We start from the raw sequence: 16,343 nt of genomic DNA on the forward strand, positions 1-16,343 counted from the left end.
GGCTACTCCGACTCGACGAAGCGCCGCCAGGCCCAGATCGACGTGCACACCGCGCTGAAGGCGACGACGGCGAAGAGCACCGGACCCGCTCCGCCGTCGGTCGACCAGGACGCGATGGTCGGGGTGAGCAGCACGAACAGCACGGTCGTCGCGAGGAGCGTGAGCCCGAGCCAGAGCAGCGGGGACCAGCGCAGGATGCTGCGGCCGGCGGGGCGCCCGACCGGGAACAGCAGCACCACGCTCGAGCCGACCGAGATCAGCGTGGTCGCGCTGAGCACCTCCGCGGCGAGCACGGAGCCGAACGAGCCGTCGGGCGGGACCACGGCGGAGGCGCCCCAGGCGAGTCCGGCGAGACCCAGCAGCGAGACGACGCGGACGGTGGAGAGCTTCGCGCGGTCGACGGCGGACGCGCCCTCGGGGAGGACGAGGCCGATCACCACGCCGAAGAGGAGCGCCGGGTCCAGTCCCGCGAAGCGCGAGACGAGAGCGGCCGCCGCGACCAGGAGCAGCGCGCGCGGAGCGGCGACGACGCCGATCCCGCTGACGCCGATCCGTCGGCCGACCAGCGCGGGGACGGCGGCGGCGACCGCGTTGACCACGGCGACGGCCACGATGACGGCGATCAGCAGGCGCAGGTAGGCGGGCTGGCCGTCGACGCGTCCCGAGAGCAGGACGAGGCCGGCTGCGCAGCCGATCATCCCGACGACCATCAGGCGCGGCGAGGCGGGACCGGTGTCCGGCTTGTCGTCGTACTCGACGGCGGCGCGGTTGCGGCCCGTGAGGTGCCAGCTGCGCTCGGCGCGGGGCGCGCGCCCGGCCGCGGCGAGGCGGGCCGGCACGACGACCAGGGCGAGCGAGAGCAGAGCGAGGGCGAGGGAGCGCATCCAGTCGGCCATCGAGACGACGGGCGATCCGGCGGACAGCGCGGTGGTCATCCCGGTCGCCGCGCTCCAGCCGCCCGGCTCCGATCCGGCGTCGGGGGCGGGCTGCGGCGGCACGTCACCGCCGTCCTGGTCGGGAGCCGGGACCGGTGCTGCGGTGGGCTCGGCGGTCGGCTCGTCCTCGGGCGCGGGCGCGGCCTCTCCGGGGCGGACGGGCGACGGGGACGCGGTCGGCGCCGCGCTGCTCGGAGCGGGAGACGCGGCGGCCCCGGGCGCACTGGGCGCGGCTCCGGGGGCGGCCGGCGTCGTCGCGCTGGGCGTGCCGGTGGGAGCGGTCGTCGCCGCCGCGAAGGTCACGTCGATCCAGGGGCTCGGCGGGCTGTAGTTGCCGGCGCTGTCGCCGGCGATGGCGGAGACCCGATGCGCGCCCGCCGTGATCGTGCCGCCGGTGCAGCTCCAGGCGCCTCCGCTGACCGCCGCGTCGCAGGTGTTGACCCGGTCCACGTACACGTAGGCGCGAGTGCCGTCCACGCCCGTCCCGGAGTAGGACGCGCCGCTGAGCGGCAGGGCGGCGCCGTTCGACGGCGAGGTGAGGGCGGGGGCGGCAGGAGCAGCGGTGTCGACCACGAGGGTCACCGGCGCGCTGGCCGGCGAGGCGGCGCTGCCGGCGAAGGAGGCGGTCTGCGTCGCGGTGACGCGGTAGCTGCCCGGCGCCGGAGTGGGGGCGAGCTGGCAGAACCATGCGCCGCCGGAGTCGGCGGTGGCCAGGCACGCGGCGCCGCCGTTCGAGACCGCGGCGACGCTCGCGCCGGGGTAGGCCGTGCCGCGGACCGAGCCCGCGGAGGTCGCCGAGCCGTCGACCGACTCGATGACGGGGGCGCTGAGGACGGCGATCGGGACAGCGGCCGAGGTGGTCCCGCCGCCGGCGAGGAGCTCCACCGCGACCAGGGTCGCTGGCCCGTCGTCGAGGGAGACGGCGCAGCTCCAGCCGCCGTCGGGGCCCGCGGTGGTGATGCAGAGGGGGTCGCCGCCGCCGCGGAGCCCGATCTGCACCTGGTCCCCGGCCGTCGCCGTGCCGGTGACCGTCGTCGCTCCCGTGCTGAGGACCGCGCCGGAGGAGGGAGCGGTGATCGCGAGAGCGGCGGCCTGCGCGGCCGGAGCGGCCAGCCCGGAGACGGAGGCGACGGCCGCGAGGAGCACCAGCAGCAGGGCGGCCGTGCGCCGCGGGGATCGGCGGAGTCGGGGCACCGGCACGACCGGTGAACCCCCCGGTACTGCCACGTCGACGCCCGATTTCACGATGCGTCCATTGCACGGGGGCAGGGGGGAGCTGTCAAGCACGCCGCACCACTGTTCCCGGATGTACACCATCCGGAGGAGGCGTCTCAGCCGGTCGGGGGAGTCGGGGAGATCCGGGAGAGCGCTTCCGCGAGAATATACCCGTCGATCAGATCCGGAGGACAGTGGAATGCGCGAAGACGAGGCCCGCGGGCGCGATCGGCGGGAGGTGCGCGTCGAGGCCGCGCGCTTCGACGATCCGCGCGAGCTGGGCGGGCTCCTGCCGCCGGGCCTGCGCATCGGACTGGCGCAGAGCGCCTTCCAGACGGAGGGCTCCCTCGAGACGGGCGGCCGGGGCCGGTCGGTGTGGGACGACTTCGCGCTGCGACGGGGGACGATCGCCGAGGAGGCCACTCCCGAGATCGCGACGGACTTCCTCCTGCGCTGGCGCGAGGACCTCGCGCTGCTGGTCGATCTCGGCGTCGACGAGCTCCGGCTCTCGGTCTCGTGGCCCCGGCTGCAGCCCGACGGCCGCGGGCCGATCGACCGCGGAGGGCTCGGCTTCTACGACCGCCTGCTCGACGGGCTCGCCGAGACGGGGATCCGGGTCGCGCTGACCCTGCACCACCGCGACACCCCGTCGGCGCTCAGCGGCGGCTGGATGAACCGCGACACCGCGTTCCGCTTCGGTGATCTCGCCTTCGAGCTCGGCGGGCGGTTCGGCGACCGGGTCGCCGACTGGATCACCCTCGACCAGCCGTCGACGGTGATGCTCGAGGGCTACGCGCTCGCGCGGCAGGCGCCGGGCGCCGGCCGGCTGTTCAGCGCCCTGCCGGCGCTGCACCACCAGCTCCTCGGGCACGGCGTGGCGCTGGAGGCGCTGCGAGCGGCGGAGGTGACCGGGAGGATCGGCCTCGTCGACGCGCTCGCGCCGGTCGAGCCCGCCTCCGACGACGACCGGGACCGCGCCTTCGCCTCCCTGGCGGACATCCTGCGGAACCGCCTGGTGGCCGACGCCGTGCTGACCGGGTCCTACCCGGTCGGACCGGAGGAGCTGCCGCCGTTCCTCGGCGCCCTCGCGCAGGCGGATCCGATCGACCTCGCGCGCATCTCGGCTCCGCTCGACTTCTACGCGGTCGCGCCGCTGCCGCCGCTGCGGATCGTGTCGGGCCGCGACCCGGCGCTGCCGACCGGGGTGGGCGCTCCTCCCGCGCTCCCCTTCCACACGGCGCCCTGGCCGGAGCTGGACCGCACGGGCGACGGCTCGCCGGTCGCACCCTGGGCTGTGGTCTCGGTGCTGCGGTCCCTCGTGGAGCGCTACGGCGACGCCCTGCCGCCGCTGGTGGTGACCGCGCTCGGCGCGAGCTACCCCGACGAGCCCGATCGCGAGGGTGCGATCGTCGACACGGAGCGGATCCGCTGGCTCGGGGCGCACCTGGCCGCTCTCGCCGAGGCCGTCCACGACGGACTGCCGGTGGAGGCCGTGCAGCTCTGGACCCTGGTCGACGCGTTCGAGTGGCAGCACGGCTACAGCCGCCCGCACGGGCTCGTGGCCGTCGACACGCGCAGCCGGGACCGCGTGCCCAAGGCGTCGTTCGACTGGCTCCGGCGCGTCCTCGACGCCCGCTCCTGACGCGGGGGCGTGCGAGACTGCCGCCGTGCGCAGCATCCTCGCCCTCGCCTCCGTCCTCCACGCCGACCCCGCCCCTGTGCTCGCCGCCCTCGCGGACGTCCTCGCCGCCGACGGCGCCTACGAGCGGCGGGGGAGCGGGCTCGAGCGCCGGCTCCCCGTGCTCGGCGTCGAGCAGTGGCGGGTCCTGGCGGACGAGGAGGGGGCCCGGGTCGAGTGCGAGCTGGTCGCCGCACCCGCCTCGTCGGCGCTCGCCGGGGTCCTCCTCCGGCGACGGATCCGCGAGGCGCCGGACCGGTTCCGTGTGGTCGTGACCGCGGTCGCCGACGCGGTGGAGTGATCCTCCGGGGACGCCCGCGCGGGTCCGCTCCGACGCCCGCTCTCCGCTCCGCCCGCCGCCCCGCCTCCACCCCGCGCCAGCGCCCCCCGAACGGGGAATGCGCGGGCGCTCGCCGCTGTTGTCTACCGATGACGGGACGGGGCTCGGCGCCCCGCCCACCGGACAGCTCGGAGGAGCCAGAGGCAGATGGCAGGAACAGGGATGAACAAGGGTCGAGGGGCGCGCGGCAGTGACGACGAGATCGTCTACCGCCGCCACGCGAACGGACGCGGCATGGTCGCTCCCGGATCGCGCGTCTCGGCGACCGCGTACGTGGAGACCGGCGCCTACGTGGAGCCCGGCGCGACCGTGGGCGAGCGCGCCTGGATCGGCGCGGGCAGCTGGGTCGACCGCGACGCCATGATCGGGCACAGCGCCTTCATCGGCGCGAACGTGCACGTCGGGCCCGAGGCGATCATCGGACCGGGGGCGCGGATCGGGAGCTACTCCCGCATCGGACGCTCGGCCGTGATCGCGACCGGCGCCCGCATCGACCGCGACACCGTGGTGCCCGACGGCGCCCGGAAGGGCATCGACGAGGCGAGCGAGAGCGGCCGCCGCGCGGCCTGACCCCCACGACCCTGTTCCGCCGGCTCCCCGGAGCGGCGGAATAGGGTCGTTCCATGTTCGAACTCCACCACCTCAGCGCCCAGGAGCAGTGGGACTGGCTGCAGCGCGGAGAGGTCACGCCTCTCGAGCTCGCCGAGCACTACCTCGCCCGGATCGAGCGCTGGAACGGGGAGCTGGGCGCCTTCGCCACGGTGACCGCCGATCGGGCGCGGGAGCGGGCATCATCGCTCGGCACCGGGCCCGGCACCGCTCCGCTCTGGGGCCTGCCGAGCGGCGACAAGGACCTCTGGCGGCGCGCGGGCGTGCGGACCGCATTCGGATCCCGGCTGCGCGAGCACCACGTGCCCACCGCCTCCGACGAGATCGTCGAGGTGCTCGACGCGGCGGGAGCGGTCAGCCTCGGCAAGACCGCGGCGCCCGAGTTCGGGATGCCCTCCTACACCGAGACTCGGATCAGCCCGCCCGCCGTCACGCCCTGGGACACCCGCCTCGGGGCCGGCGGATCCAGCGGAGGAGCAGCGGTCGCCGTCGCCGCGGGACTGCTGCCGTTCGCCCCCGCCTCGGACGGCGGCGGGTCCATCCGCATCCCCGCCGCGGCCTGCGGCCTGGTAGGACTGAAGCCCTCCCGCGGACGCGTCGCCGCGCTCTCCGGCATCGGCGGGGTCGGCGGCCTGACGGTCGCCGGGCCGATCACCCGCTCGGTCGCCGACGCGGGCCTCCTGCTCGAGGGCATGCTGGAGCGGACGAACGGCCGCCTCCCGCAGCGCTGGTCGCTCGGCGCGCCCGGCGACGGCGACGGCTCGTTCCTCGGCGCCGCGGTGCGCGGAGAGGGGCGCTTCCAGATCGGCGTGCTGACGGACTCGCCCTGGGACGAGGAGTACGAGATCGCTCTCGCTCCGGAGGCGCGCGCCGCGCTGGACGAGGGGATCGCCGCGCTGGCCGCCCTCGGCCACGGGCTCGAGGAGGCGTCGCTGCCCCCGAGCGCCCCGTACCCCGCCGCGTTCCGGACGCTGTGGCAGAGCGGCGCGGCGACCCTGCCCGTCGAGGGCGCGGACCTCGATCTGCTGGAGCCGCTGACCCGCTGGCTGGTGGAGGAGGGACGCCGGCGCTCCGCCCGCGAGATCGTCGAGGCGGCGTCCTGGCTCTCGGGCTACGAGCGCGCGGTGATCGCGGCGTTCTCCGGCGTCGACGCGGTCCTGACGCCGTCGCTGGCGATGACGCCGCGTCCCGTCGGCTGGTACGACCTCGATGATCCCGAGCGCAATTTCGAGCAGCAGTGCCTCTACACGCCGTACACGTCCTTCGTGAACGTGAGCGGCCTCCCCGCGATCACCCTTCCGCTGAGCACCACGGAGGAGGGCCTGCCGATGGGAGTCCAGCTGATCGGGCGACCCGGCGGCGAGGCGACACTGCTGGCGATCGGCGCGCAGCTCGAGCGGCGGGCGCGCTGGCAGAGGCGGCACCCGCCGCAGTGGTGACGGGGGAGGCTGCAGTGGTGACGGGTCCGGGCGCGGCCGCACGGCGGATGGTCAGGGTCCGGCTCTGGTCACTGAGGTAAGCCTTGCCTATACTCGAACACGATGTGCATGTTCGAGGACCGCGACGGCTCCGCGCCGGTCGACGTGAAGCAGTTCCTGATCGCGGGCGACGAGACCGTCGTGCCGTGGATCCAGAGCATCCTCGACGCCCTCCCCGCGAACGCCCGCGGCCAGGTCTTCGTCGAGGTCGACGACGCGCGCGGACTGCCGCCGCTCGCCGCCCCCGGACGGGTCTGCGTCACCTGGCTCGGCCGCTCCGAGCGCTCGGGCGCCCCCGGCACCGGTGAGCGATGCTCCCGCGGAGTCGCACTCGACCGCGCGGTCCGGGCCTGGGTCGGCGAGATGTCGGTCGTCGACGGCGACTACCCGTGGGCCGACGGCCGCCACGACTTCTGCGCCTGGATCGGCGGGGCCGGCCCCGTCGTCGCCGAGCTCGCCGCCGACGTCGAGGCGCGCCTGCGCACCTCCGCCGAGCACGCCGCGCGCTGACCCTCCGCCGGGCGTCCCGGCTGAGTGTTAGGCAAGGCTTACCTTCTGTGCGAGACTGAGGCGATGCCTCCGACGACCGCCGCCCCCGCCCGACCGGCCTACCGGCCGTACCTCGCGACCGTCGCCGCAGCGACCCGGATCGCCCCGCACTTCATCCGCGTGACCCTCACCGGCACCGGCCTCGACCACGTCGGCTGCACCGGCCCCGACCAGCGCATCAAGCTCGTCGTCCCCACCGCCGCCTCCGACGCCCCCGCCTTCCTCGCCTCCGTCTCGGACCCCGACGGACCCGACGGACTCGACCCCGACTGGTACGGCCGCTGGCGACAGCTCCCCGACGAGCTCCGGAACCCGCTCCGCACCTACACCATCCGCGCCGTCCGCCCCGAGGACGCCGAGGTCGACATCGACTTCGCCGCCCACGGCGACACCGGACCGGCCTCCGCCTGGGTCGAGAGCGCCCGCGCCGGCGACCAGATCGTCATCATCGCGCCCGACACGCGCTCCGACCTCCCCGGCGGCGGAGTCGAGTTCCACCCCGGCGCCGCCACCTCCCTCCTCCTCGCCGGCGACGAGACGGCCGTCCCCGCCATCGCCGCGATCCTCGAGAGCCTCGACGACGACGCCACCGGAGCCGCGTTCCTCGAGGTCCCCACCGCCCACGACCGCCTCCCGCTCCGCCACCCCGCCGGCGTCCACGTCACCTGGATCGTCCGCGCCGACGCGGCAGCCCCCGGAGCGGCCCTCGGCGACGCGGTCCGCGCCTGGGCCACCCGCTTCCTCACCGCCCACCACCGCGGCGTCGACGTCAGCGACATCGACGTCGACCACGAGATGCTCTGGGAGGTCCCCGACGAGAGCACCGACCCCGGCCTCTACGCCTGGATCGCCGGAGAAGCCGGCGCCGTGAAGCTGATCCGCCGCTGCCTCGTCACCGAGCTCGGACTCGACCGGAAGCGGGTGGCGTTCATGGGGTACTGGCGCCTCGGCCGCCAAGAGTCCAACTGACCCGGAGCGCCGCAGGGCGACGTTCTGCGGTGTTGTCGTCGGGCGCGATACCGCCGGTATCGCTTCCTCCTCCGCCTTGCAGAACGACGCCCTGCGACGCTCCGGGCACTGCTCGTAGAGGGTCGGCGCGCCGGAGGCGCGACCGCGGGGGACGGCGCGCCGGAGGCGCGACCGCAAGGGGGACGGCGCGCCAGGGGCGCGACCGCAGAGGATGCGGCGCGCCGGGGGCGCGACCGCGGGGGACGGCGGGCTGGAGGTGCGACCGCGGAGGACGATGCTGATCGAGTGGATCTCGCAGAGGGCATCTCGAGATCCACTCCGACGGATTTCGCGCGTGATCGAGCGGTCCTCGGGTGCCCGGCGAGTCGGGCGATCGCGCCCGGACATGCTGATCGAGCAGCCCTCGGAGAGGGAGTATCGAGATCCACCCCGACCGATCTCGCGGCTGATCGAGAAGCTCGCGGGCACACACCGAGTCGGGCGACCGCGCACAGACCTGCTGATCGGGCAGCCCTCGGAGAGGGTGTGTCGAGATCCTCCCGGCGAGCGCGCCGGGTGCTCCGCGCCGCCCCGCGCCGAGTCGGCGGCGGCGGGGAGCGGCAGCGGCTACAGGGTGGGGGAGACGCCCACGAGGCGGCTGGAGAGGGTCCAGAGGTCGTGGGCGAGAGCGCGGTCGCGGGCCTGGGGGTTCAGGGAGCCGTGCGGCGTCAGCTGGTCGAAGTAGGTGCCGCTGGCGGCGCCGACGTCGGGCTCGGAGGCGAGGGTGATCAGCGGCACCGCACCCGCCTCGGCGGAGATGCCGAAGGAGCCGACCGAGAGGCTCGTCATCAGCTTCATCATCGTGCTGTCGGCACCGAAGCTCGTCGAGACGACGCCCGGGTGGAACGAGTACGCGTCGACCGACGTCGTCAGCAGCCGCTCCGCCAGCTCGCGGATGAAGAGGATCGTCACCAGCTTCGACGTGCCGTACGCCCGCCAGCCGCCGAGCCACGGACCCCGGCGGTTGTCGAGGTCGTCGAGCCTCAGGCGACCGAAGCGGTTCGCGAGGCTCGCAGTGGAGACGACGCGGACGCCGGCCCGCTCCCTCGAGGTCTCGATCATCCGCGGGAGCAGGAGCCGCGTGAGCAGGAACGGCGCGAGATGGTTGCTCTGGATCGTCCGCTCGTGGCCGTCGACCGTCTCGGCGCGGTGGGAGACGAGCCCGCCCGCGTTGTTCGCCAGCACGTCGATCCGCTCGTAGCGCTCGAGGAGGCCGTCGGCCAGGGCGCGGACGTCGTCGAGCCGGTCGAAGTCGGCCAGGAACGCGTCCCCTCCCACGTCGGCGGCGACCGCGCGGGTGCGCTCGGGGTTCCGCCCGACCACGGCCACGTGGGCACCGGCGGACGCCAGCGCTCCGGCCGCGACCCGGCCGATGCCGGAGCTCGCTCCGGTGAGGACGACGACGCGCCCCGTCATGTCAGTGACCACGGAGATATCCGCCCTTCTCGAGACCGGCTTCGATCTCGAATCGATTGCGCAGCGGATCGCGACCCGCCACCGTGTACGCGAACGGGAACCACATCCCGTAGAGCCGCCACTGCTCCTTGTGCACGGCCTCGTGGTCGAGGACGCTGTCGGAGACGTTGGTGCCCGTGAGGTAGCTCGTGCCGACGCAGGACCCCCCGCGGCCGAACGCCCAGGAGGGCAGACCGGTGAAGACGACGAGGCCGTGGCTGCGCCGGATCGGGCCCGTGCTCCACAGCGCGCCCCAGGCGAGGCCGACCGCGCACGCGAAGAGGTAGCCCGGCCGGGTGATCGCCGGATCCAGGGCCACCGTCGCGACGGCTCGACGGAGCGCGCTCACGCGCTGTCGCGTCCGTAGGTCTCGAGCAGCCGCAGCCAGACCTCGCTGATCGTCGGATAGGAGGGGACCGCGTGCCAGAGGCGCGAGAGCGGCACCTCGCCGACGACGGCGATCGTCGCGGAGTGGATCAGCTCTCCGACCTCCTTGCCGACGAAGGAGACGCCGAGGACGACCTTCCGGTCCTCGTCCACGACCATCCGCGCGGTGCCCGTGTAGCCGTCGGCGGCGAGGGCGGCGCCGGCGACCGAGCCGATCTCGTAGTCGACGACGCGGGTGCGGTAGCCGGCCTTCTCGGCGGCCGCGGCGGTCAGGCCGACCGACGCGACCTCGGGGTCGGTGAAGACGACCTGCGGCACGGCCTCGTGGTCCGCGGTCGCGACGTGCGCTCCCCAGGGGGCGTCGTGGACCTCGGCACCGGTGGCGCGCGCGACGATCACGTCGCCGGCCGCACGGGCCTGGTACTTGCCCTGGTGCGTGAGCAGTGCGCGGTGGTTCACGTCGCCGACCCCGTAGAGCCACGGACGCCCGCCGCCGAGGGGAGCACCGTCGCCGCCCAGCACGAGCATCGTGTCGTCGACCGTCAGCGAGGAGCCGGGCTCGAGGCCCACCGTCTCGAGGCCGACGTCGCGGGTGTGCGGGGCGCGGCCGGTCGCGGCGAGCACCTGGTCGGCCTCGATGACGTCGCCGCCCTCGAGCGTCACCGCCACGGTGCCGTCGGACCGGCGCTCGACCGAGACGGGCGAGTCGCCGAGGCGCAGGTCGACGCCGAGCTCCTGGAGCGCCGAGCCGACGAGCTCGCCGGCGAAGGGCTCGAACGGCGCGAGGAGTCCGCTGCGGGCGACGAGCGTGACGGAGGAGCCCATGCCGGCGTAGGCGGTCGCCATCTCGGTCGCGACGACTCCGCCGCCGATGACGACGAGGCGCGGCGGCACCTCCTCGGCCGAGGTGGCCTCGCGGCTCGTCCAGGGGGATGCCGCGCGCAGGCCCGGGATGTCGGGGACGACGGCGGTGGTGCCGGTCGCGACGGCGACGGCGGAGCGGGCGCGGAGCACGCGCACCTCGCCGTCGGGTCCGGTCACGGTCACCTCGCGCTCGCCGCTCAGGCGGCCGTGCCCGCGGACGAGCTCGATGCCGGCGCCCTCGAGCCACTGCACCTGGCCGTGGTCGTCGAAGTGGCTGGTGAAGGAGTCGCGGCGGGCCAGGAGCGCGGGCACGTCGACTCCTCCGCTCACCGCCTGCGCCGCGCCGGGGAGATCACGGGCGGCGCGGAGCGCCATCGGCGGCCGCAGCAGCGCCTTCGAGGGCATGCACGCCCAGTAGGAGCACTCGCCCCCGACGAGCTCGCTCTCGACGACGGCCGCGGTGAGGCCGCCCTGGACCGCGCGGTCCGCGAGGTTCTCGCCCACCGGCCCTGCTCCGATGACGATGACGTCGAACTCGTCCGTCGTGCTGCTCATGCTGTCTCCCTGGGGTTCTCGGAGGCGTCGAGCCCCGTCGTGTGTGGGTGTCCGGCGCTCAATGCGCCGGCACGATCTCGGCCCGCCAGCCGTCGTAGCGGCCGCCGTGGCTCTCGACCGCCTCGATCACCTGGCGGAGGAACGCGGTGGTCGACTCCGCGTCGACCGCGGCGTGGTGGCTCGCGACGAGGACCTGCCTCAGCCTCAGCCGCGAGATCGCGATCTGGAAGCCGGAGGCCACGAGGACGCGCCCGGCGCGCCGTGCGGTGCTGCGGCGGGAGAAGACGGCGAAGTGGTCGACCTCGCGCAGCTCCCACACCTGGTCGCCGTAGCGGAGCCGGATCTCGAGCTGCTGCGCGGCCCGCTCCTGCTGCGCCTCGAGGGAGGAGCCGCCGGGCGCCGTGACGGTGGTGCTCTCGTCGCTCATCGTCCGGTGAACTCCGCCGTCGTGCGCTGGAGGAAGGCCTCGGTGCCGATGCGCGCGTCCTCGGACGCCGCGAGACGCGCGAGCGCCCCGGGGAGCGCGGCCGCGGCCTCGGCGTCGGACGCGGCGACCGCGAGCCGGGCACTGGCCAGGGCGGCCTGCACGGCGAGCGGCGCCTGCGCGGCGATCCGGGCGGCCAGACCCCAGGCCGCCTCGGCGACCGTCCCGTCGGGGACGACCTGCTGCACGAGGCCGATGCGGTGGGCCTCCTCGGCGTCGAAGAGGTCGCCGGTGAGGATCCAGCGCATCGCGTCGCCCCAGCCGACGGCGCGGGGGAAGCGCAGCGTCGCTCCGCCGAAGGGCAGGATGCCGCGGGCGACCTCGATCTGGCCGAAGCGGGTGGACCGCTCGGCGAGGACGACGTCGCTCGCGAGCGCGAGCTCGACGCCGAGCGTGAGGCAGGTGCCCTGGAGGCCGATGACCACCGGCTTGCTCACGGGGCGGGTGCGCAGGCCCCAGGGGTCGAGACCGCCCTCGGGCACGAAGTCGAGGCCGTCGGAGCCCAGGCGGGGCCCGATGTCGGCGAGGTCGAGCCCGGCCGTGAAGTGCCCGCCCTCGGCGAGGACGACGCCGGCGCGCAGCTCCGGGTCGCGGTCGAGCTCGCCGTACGCGGACGCCAGCTCCGCGAGCAGCCGCAGATCGGCGGCGTTGCGCTTCTCGGGCCGGTCCAGCACGATCGCGAGCACGGTCCCGCGCCGCTCGGTGCGCACGCGCGGTCTCTCGTCGCTCATCGTTCCTCCGCTCGGTCGCGTCCGACCATCTTGCCGGGTGCCGCCGACACGCGCTCGGGCTTGCGCGCCGATGGCAGGGCTCTCTCAGGCCCCGCGGGACAGAGCGCCGAGGAGGCGGAGGATCGTGGGCAGGTCGTCCTCGGCCGCCGTCGGCGACGACGGGGCGAACGAGGTGACGCCGGCGCCCGCGAGCGGGAAGCGGGACCGGAGGGCGTCGAGGCTCGCGACGAGGCGCGAGGCGGGCACGCCGAAGGGCACGGGGTCGAACAGCCCGGCGAGGTCGGCGGGGTCGAGCACGTCCAGGTCGAGGTGCACGTAGACGGAGGCGGCACCGGTCGCCTCGACCGCCGCGACGAGCGACTCCGGGTCGAGGGCGTCCGCGGTCAGCACCGCGGCCCCCCGCTCGACCAGCGGCTCGAGCTCGCCGTCGTCGGCGGAGCGGACACCGGCGAGGACGACGCGCTCGTCGGCCACCCGCTCCTCGGCGCCCGCGCTCAGGAGGCCGACGCCGCGGCCCAGCGCGGCCGAGAGGACCATGCCGCAGAAGGCGCCGCTGGGGGAGGACTCGGGAGAGTGCGCGTCCGGGTGGGCGTCGAGCCAGACCAGCGCGACCGGACCCGGTGCCGAGCGTACGGCGTGCCCGATCGCCGCGAACTCGACGCCGCAGTCGCCGCCGATCGTGATCACGGGATCGGTGCGGCCCGAGAGGGCCTCGCGCACCCGCTCGGCGACGGTGGCGACCGAGGCGTAGCGGCGGATGCCTGTGTCCTGGGCGTCGCCCGCCTCGGCGGGGATGTCGAGGGTCGTGGTGGCGGAGGAGGGCAGATCGCCCCGGATCGCCTCGGCTCCGTCGACGAGGCGCATCGCGCGCGTCGACGCCGAGCCCTGCCACTGGGGGACGACGAGGAAGGAGGCCATGTCCCTCACTATGGCACGCGCGCCGGTGCCGGGTGCCTGCGTGCTCAGGCCGCGGGCAGGCCTCCGGGGACGGCTGCTGGGCGGAGCGACGGGGGTGCGCCGTCGAGGTCGACCAGGGCCTCGTCGAGCGCGGAGCGGGCGCGGTCGGCGGCGGCGCGGGCCTCGTCCAGAGCGCCGGCCGGATCGCCTGCCGCACGGCGCACCGCGGTGTCCAGCTGCCCGAGTGTCTCCTCCGCGAGGATCCGGGGTGCCGCGGTGATGCGCTCGCCGTGCACGGCGGCCAGGAGCAGCACCGACTCGGCACCGAGCCGGGCCGCGGTGCGCGCCGCCTCGAACAGGAGGAGCTGGCGCTCGGCCTGGGCTCGCGGCTCGCGGTACCCGGAGACGACGGCGTCCAGAGCGGAGTCGGCGTCGAGCAGCAGGACCAGCAGCGCGGCCGGATCGTGGCGGGCGCCGGCCGACCGGGCGTCGTCGGCGTCGAGGAGGAGCGACCGTGCCGCGGCGCACGCGACGGCCACGTCGGCGGCGGAGGCGAGCTGCGCCGAGGTGCGCAGGTCCGAGAGGGTGGCGGCCCGCTCCAGGTCGTCCCGCACGGAGCGCTCGACGCCGCTCAGCTGCACCTCGGCGCGGGTCACGAGCCCGACCAGCGAGTCGACCGCGTCGAGCAGGGCGCCGGGATCGGGGGAGCCGCCGGCGGCGACGTGCTCGACGGCCTCGCGCAGCGGTCGGACCCGGCGCTCGGGAGTGGTCCCGGCGAGGACGGAGACCTCGGAGCGCGCCTGCTGCACGCGCTCCGGGAGGGACGGGCTCGGCGAGGTCACTCCGTGATCGTACGGCCGGAGTGTGACACCGCGTGACACGGCGGTTCGACCAGCGGCGGCGGCGTGCCCAGGATGGAGTCATGACCCGCTCGCTCGCCATCGTCGAGGTCGCCCGCGTGCGACCGGGCCGCGAGGAGTACCACGCCTACGTGCAGATCCTGAACGGCCGCATCCTCGCCCTCGCGCACGAGCGCGGCTGGCGGGCGGAGCGCTTCGCCGCCGAGGAGCTGGGCACGGAGGAGCTGCTGGCGCGCACGGCGGGGGCGGATGCCCTCGTCCTCGCGGGCGGCGAGGACATCGCTCCCGAGCAGTACGGCGCCGACCGCGGCTACCCTGCCGAGGGTCCCCACGCGGAGCGCGCCGACGCCGCCCAGATCGCGCTGGTGCACCGGGCACTGGCCCGCCGGACCCCGCTGCTGGGCATCTGCCGCGGCCTGCAGATCGTCAACGTCGCGCTCGGCGGCACGCTGGTGCAGGACCTGGGTCCGGAGGCGGAGCACGTCAACGCGGCGGCTCCCGCTCACCAGCGCATGCACCGGCACGAGGTCGGGCTCGCGGCGGGCTCCGTGCTCGGCGGGCTCTTCGGATCCGAGGCGCTCGCGGTGCAGAGCGCGCACCACCAGGCGGTCGACCTGCTCGCTCCGGGGCTGCGAGTCGTCGCCCGGGCGGAGGACGGCGTGATCGAGGCCGTCGAGCACGTCGCGGCCCCCCTCGTGGGTGTGCAGTGGCATCCCGAGGACCCGGACGCTCCCGCCGGTCAGCTGGCGACGCTGCTCGACGGGCTGGCGCTCGCCGCCGCCCGCGGGGAGTTCGCGCTGCCCGTCGCCGCCTGAGCGGCCGGGGCTCCCCGCGGGCGACCGGCCTCAGCGGGCCAGTCGGGCCATCCACGCCTCGATGTCGTCGGCCGAGCGCGGGATGCCGGCCGAGAGGTTCTCGGCGCCGTCGGAGGTGACGAGCACGTCGTCCTCGATCCGGACGCCGATGCCGCGCAGCTCCTCCGGGACCGTGAGGTCGTCGGGCTGGAAGTAGAGGCCGGGCTCGATGGTGAAGACCATGCCCTCCTCGACCAGTCCGTCGAGGTACATCTCGCGCCGTGCGCGGGCGCAGTCGTGCACGTCGAGTCCGAGGTGGTGGCTGGTGCCGTGGACCATGTAGCGGCGGTGCTGCTGGTTGTCGGCCTCGAGCGCCTCCTCGGCGCTGACCGGCAGCAGGCCCCACTCGGCGGTGCGCCGCGCGATGACGGCCATCGCCGCGGCGTGAACCTCGCGGAAGCGGATGCCGGGGCGGACGATCGCGAACGCGGCGTCGGCCGCCTCCCGCACCGTCTCGTGCACCCGGCGCTGGGCGTCCGTGTAGCGGCCGTCCACCGGGAAGGTGCGGGTGATGTCGGCGGTGTAGTAGCTGTCCTGCTCGACGCCGGCGTCCAGCAGCACCAGCTGGCCGGGGCGCACCGGCCCGTCGTTGCGCGTCCAGTGCAGGATGCAGGCGTGGGGGCCCGCCGCGGCGATGGTGTCGTAGCCGACCGCGTTGCCGTCGGCGCGCGCGCGTCCGTTGAAGACGCCCTCGATCAGGCGCTCGCCCTTCTCGTGGGCGATGATGCGCGGCAGGTCGGAGAGGACGTCCTCGAAGCCGCGGCCCGTCGCGTCGACGGCGGCGCGCAGCTCGGCGATCTCGTAGGCGTCCTTGACCAGGCGGAGCTCGGCGATGTCGCGCTCGAGCGCCGCGTCGCGGTCCGCCCGCTCGTCGGCCTCGACCGCGTCGAGACGGCCGGTCACCGCCGGGTCGGCCTCGCGGAGCACGGCGAGGGGGACGCCGTCGTGCGCGTCGAGGACCGCGTCGAGCTCGGCGATCCCGCGGGTGGCGAGGCCGAGATCGCTCGCGACCTGCGCGAGCGACGGACGCGGCCCGATCCAGAACTCGCCGATCTCGGGGTTGGCGTAGAACTCGTCGGAGTCGCGGCCCGCGCGCTCGCGGAAGTAGAGCGTCGCGCTGTGGCCGGACCCGGCGGGCTCGAGGACGAGCACCGCGCCGGGCTCGGAGTCGGAGCCCCAGCCGGTGAGCCAGGTGAAGGCCGAGTGCGCACGGAACGGGTAGTCGGTGTCGTTCGCGCGCTGCTTGAGGCGGCCCGCCGGGATGACGATGCGCACGCCGGTGTGCAGCGCGGAGAGGCGCTCGCGGCGGGAGGCGGCGAAGGACGCCTGCTCGCGCGGAGCAGGCAGCGGCTCCTCCCGCTCGGCCCAGCCGGACGCGATGAAGTCGCGGAAGCGGTCGGAGGCGGGGGTCGTCGAGCGGTTCGCGGTGGGGCGGGGGCGGGGG

Annotated in this window: 16 protein-coding genes; 7 read left to right on the forward strand and 9 right to left on the reverse strand. The window is 75.3% G+C overall.

The window, feature by feature from the left end:
• Positions 1-2 precede the first annotated feature (2 nt).
• Complete coding sequence (locus tag C5C54_RS09390) at positions 3-2,129, reverse strand: hypothetical protein (RefSeq protein WP_181074630.1); 2,127 nt, start codon at positions 2,127-2,129, stop codon at positions 3-5.
• A 220-nt stretch (positions 2,130-2,349) separates the two neighbouring features.
• On the opposite strand from C5C54_RS09390, the gene C5C54_RS09395 reads away from it, so the two are divergent.
• From C5C54_RS09395 to C5C54_RS09420, 6 genes are all read left to right on the forward strand, one after another.
• Positions 2,350-3,792 carry a glycoside hydrolase family 1 protein gene (locus C5C54_RS09395; RefSeq protein WP_181127869.1) on the forward strand — a complete coding sequence of 481 codons (1,443 nt, stop codon included), beginning with the start codon at positions 2,350-2,352 and terminating at the stop codon, positions 3,790-3,792.
• Positions 3,793-3,817: 25 nt separating this feature from the next.
• Positions 3,818-4,129, forward strand: a complete 312-nt coding sequence (locus C5C54_RS09400; protein ID WP_104283850.1) for a hypothetical protein — start codon at positions 3,818-3,820, stop codon at positions 4,127-4,129.
• A gap of 201 nt (positions 4,130-4,330) precedes the next feature.
• Positions 4,331-4,738, forward strand: a complete 408-nt coding sequence (locus C5C54_RS09405) for a transferase (protein WP_104334124.1) — start codon at positions 4,331-4,333, stop codon at positions 4,736-4,738.
• A 53-nt stretch (positions 4,739-4,791) separates the two neighbouring features.
• Entirely contained in the window at positions 4,792-6,216 is a 1,425-nt protein-coding gene (locus C5C54_RS09410; protein ID WP_104288223.1) for an amidase, read from the forward strand.
• Between the two features lie 102 nt (positions 6,217-6,318).
• Positions 6,319-6,765, forward strand: a complete 447-nt coding sequence (locus C5C54_RS09415; protein ID WP_104227425.1) for an SIP domain-containing protein — start codon at positions 6,319-6,321, stop codon at positions 6,763-6,765.
• A gap of 63 nt (positions 6,766-6,828) precedes the next feature.
• Positions 6,829-7,773, forward strand: a complete 945-nt coding sequence (locus C5C54_RS09420; RefSeq protein WP_104256203.1) for a siderophore-interacting protein — start codon at positions 6,829-6,831, stop codon at positions 7,771-7,773.
• A 606-nt stretch (positions 7,774-8,379) separates the two neighbouring features.
• Here C5C54_RS09420 and C5C54_RS09425 read toward each other — a convergent pair.
• From C5C54_RS09425 to C5C54_RS09455, 7 genes are all read right to left on the reverse strand, one after another.
• Complete coding sequence (locus C5C54_RS09425) at positions 8,380-9,240, reverse strand: SDR family NAD(P)-dependent oxidoreductase (protein WP_258063284.1); 861 nt, start codon at positions 9,238-9,240, stop codon at positions 8,380-8,382.
• Positions 9,230-9,616 carry a Fe-S oxidoreductase gene (locus C5C54_RS09430; protein WP_104288225.1) on the reverse strand — a complete coding sequence of 129 codons (387 nt, stop codon included), beginning with the start codon at positions 9,614-9,616 and terminating at the stop codon, positions 9,230-9,232. Before C5C54_RS09430 ends, C5C54_RS09425 begins: the two co-directional genes overlap by 11 nt.
• Positions 9,613-11,073 carry an NAD(P)/FAD-dependent oxidoreductase gene (locus C5C54_RS09435; protein ID WP_104288226.1) on the reverse strand — a complete coding sequence of 487 codons (1,461 nt, stop codon included), beginning with the start codon at positions 11,071-11,073 and terminating at the stop codon, positions 9,613-9,615. The genes C5C54_RS09430 and C5C54_RS09435 overlap by 4 nt, the downstream gene beginning before the upstream one ends.
• 58 nt (positions 11,074-11,131) lie before the next feature.
• Positions 11,132-11,500, reverse strand: a complete 369-nt coding sequence (locus C5C54_RS09440) for a ribonuclease E inhibitor RraB (RefSeq protein ID WP_104256200.1) — start codon at positions 11,498-11,500, stop codon at positions 11,132-11,134.
• Complete coding sequence (locus tag C5C54_RS09445) at positions 11,497-12,288, reverse strand: crotonase/enoyl-CoA hydratase family protein (RefSeq protein WP_104288227.1); 792 nt, start codon at positions 12,286-12,288, stop codon at positions 11,497-11,499. Before C5C54_RS09445 ends, C5C54_RS09440 begins: the two co-directional genes overlap by 4 nt.
• Positions 12,289-12,372: 84 nt before the next feature.
• Positions 12,373-13,206, reverse strand: coding sequence for an arginase family protein (locus C5C54_RS09450; protein ID WP_104288228.1), 834 nt, complete (start codon positions 13,204-13,206; stop codon positions 12,373-12,375).
• 44 nt (positions 13,207-13,250) lie between these two features.
• Complete coding sequence (locus C5C54_RS09455; protein WP_104239623.1) at positions 13,251-14,027, reverse strand: hypothetical protein; 777 nt, start codon at positions 14,025-14,027, stop codon at positions 13,251-13,253.
• Positions 14,028-14,107: 80 nt separating this feature from the next.
• Between C5C54_RS09455 and C5C54_RS09460 the strand changes: the two genes are divergently transcribed.
• Positions 14,108-14,860: a gamma-glutamyl-gamma-aminobutyrate hydrolase family protein gene (locus C5C54_RS09460; RefSeq protein ID WP_104248220.1), complete on the forward strand. Its 753-nt coding sequence runs from the start codon at positions 14,108-14,110 to the stop codon at positions 14,858-14,860.
• 30 nt (positions 14,861-14,890) lie between these two features.
• Here the strand turns inward: C5C54_RS09460 and C5C54_RS09465 are convergent.
• Positions 14,891-16,343, reverse strand: a 1,453-nt coding sequence (locus C5C54_RS09465; protein WP_104288229.1) for an aminopeptidase P family protein, incomplete at its 5' end; no start/stop codon positions are given.

Source organism: Rathayibacter sp. AY1F2 (genome assembly GCF_002930885.1).
GTDB lineage: Bacteria > Actinomycetota > Actinomycetes > Actinomycetales > Microbacteriaceae > Rathayibacter.

Bases quoted from the DNA above. Each gene is read 5' to 3' on its own strand.
- C5C54_RS09395 (WP_181127869.1), top strand. From the start codon at position 2,350: ATGCGCGAAGACGAGGCCCGCGGGCGCGATCGGCGGGAGGTGCGCGTC.
- C5C54_RS09405 (WP_104334124.1), top strand. From the start codon at position 4,331: ATGAACAAGGGTCGAGGGGCGCGCGGCAGTGACGACGAGATCGTCTAC.
- C5C54_RS09410 (WP_104288223.1), top strand. From the start codon at position 4,792: ATGTTCGAACTCCACCACCTCAGCGCCCAGGAGCAGTGGGACTGGCTG.
- C5C54_RS09415 (WP_104227425.1), top strand. From the start codon at position 6,319: ATGTGCATGTTCGAGGACCGCGACGGCTCCGCGCCGGTCGACGTGAAG.
- C5C54_RS09420 (WP_104256203.1), top strand. From the start codon at position 6,829: ATGCCTCCGACGACCGCCGCCCCCGCCCGACCGGCCTACCGGCCGTAC.
- C5C54_RS09435 (WP_104288226.1), bottom strand. From the start codon at position 11,073: ATGAGCAGCACGACGGACGAGTTCGACGTCATCGTCATCGGAGCAGGG.
- C5C54_RS09440 (WP_104256200.1), bottom strand. From the start codon at position 11,500: ATGAGCGACGAGAGCACCACCGTCACGGCGCCCGGCGGCTCCTCCCTC.
- C5C54_RS09445 (WP_104288227.1), bottom strand. From the start codon at position 12,288: ATGAGCGACGAGAGACCGCGCGTGCGCACCGAGCGGCGCGGGACCGTG.
- C5C54_RS09450 (WP_104288228.1), bottom strand. From the start codon at position 13,206: ATGGCCTCCTTCCTCGTCGTCCCCCAGTGGCAGGGCTCGGCGTCGACG.
- C5C54_RS09460 (WP_104248220.1), top strand. From the start codon at position 14,108: ATGACCCGCTCGCTCGCCATCGTCGAGGTCGCCCGCGTGCGACCGGGC.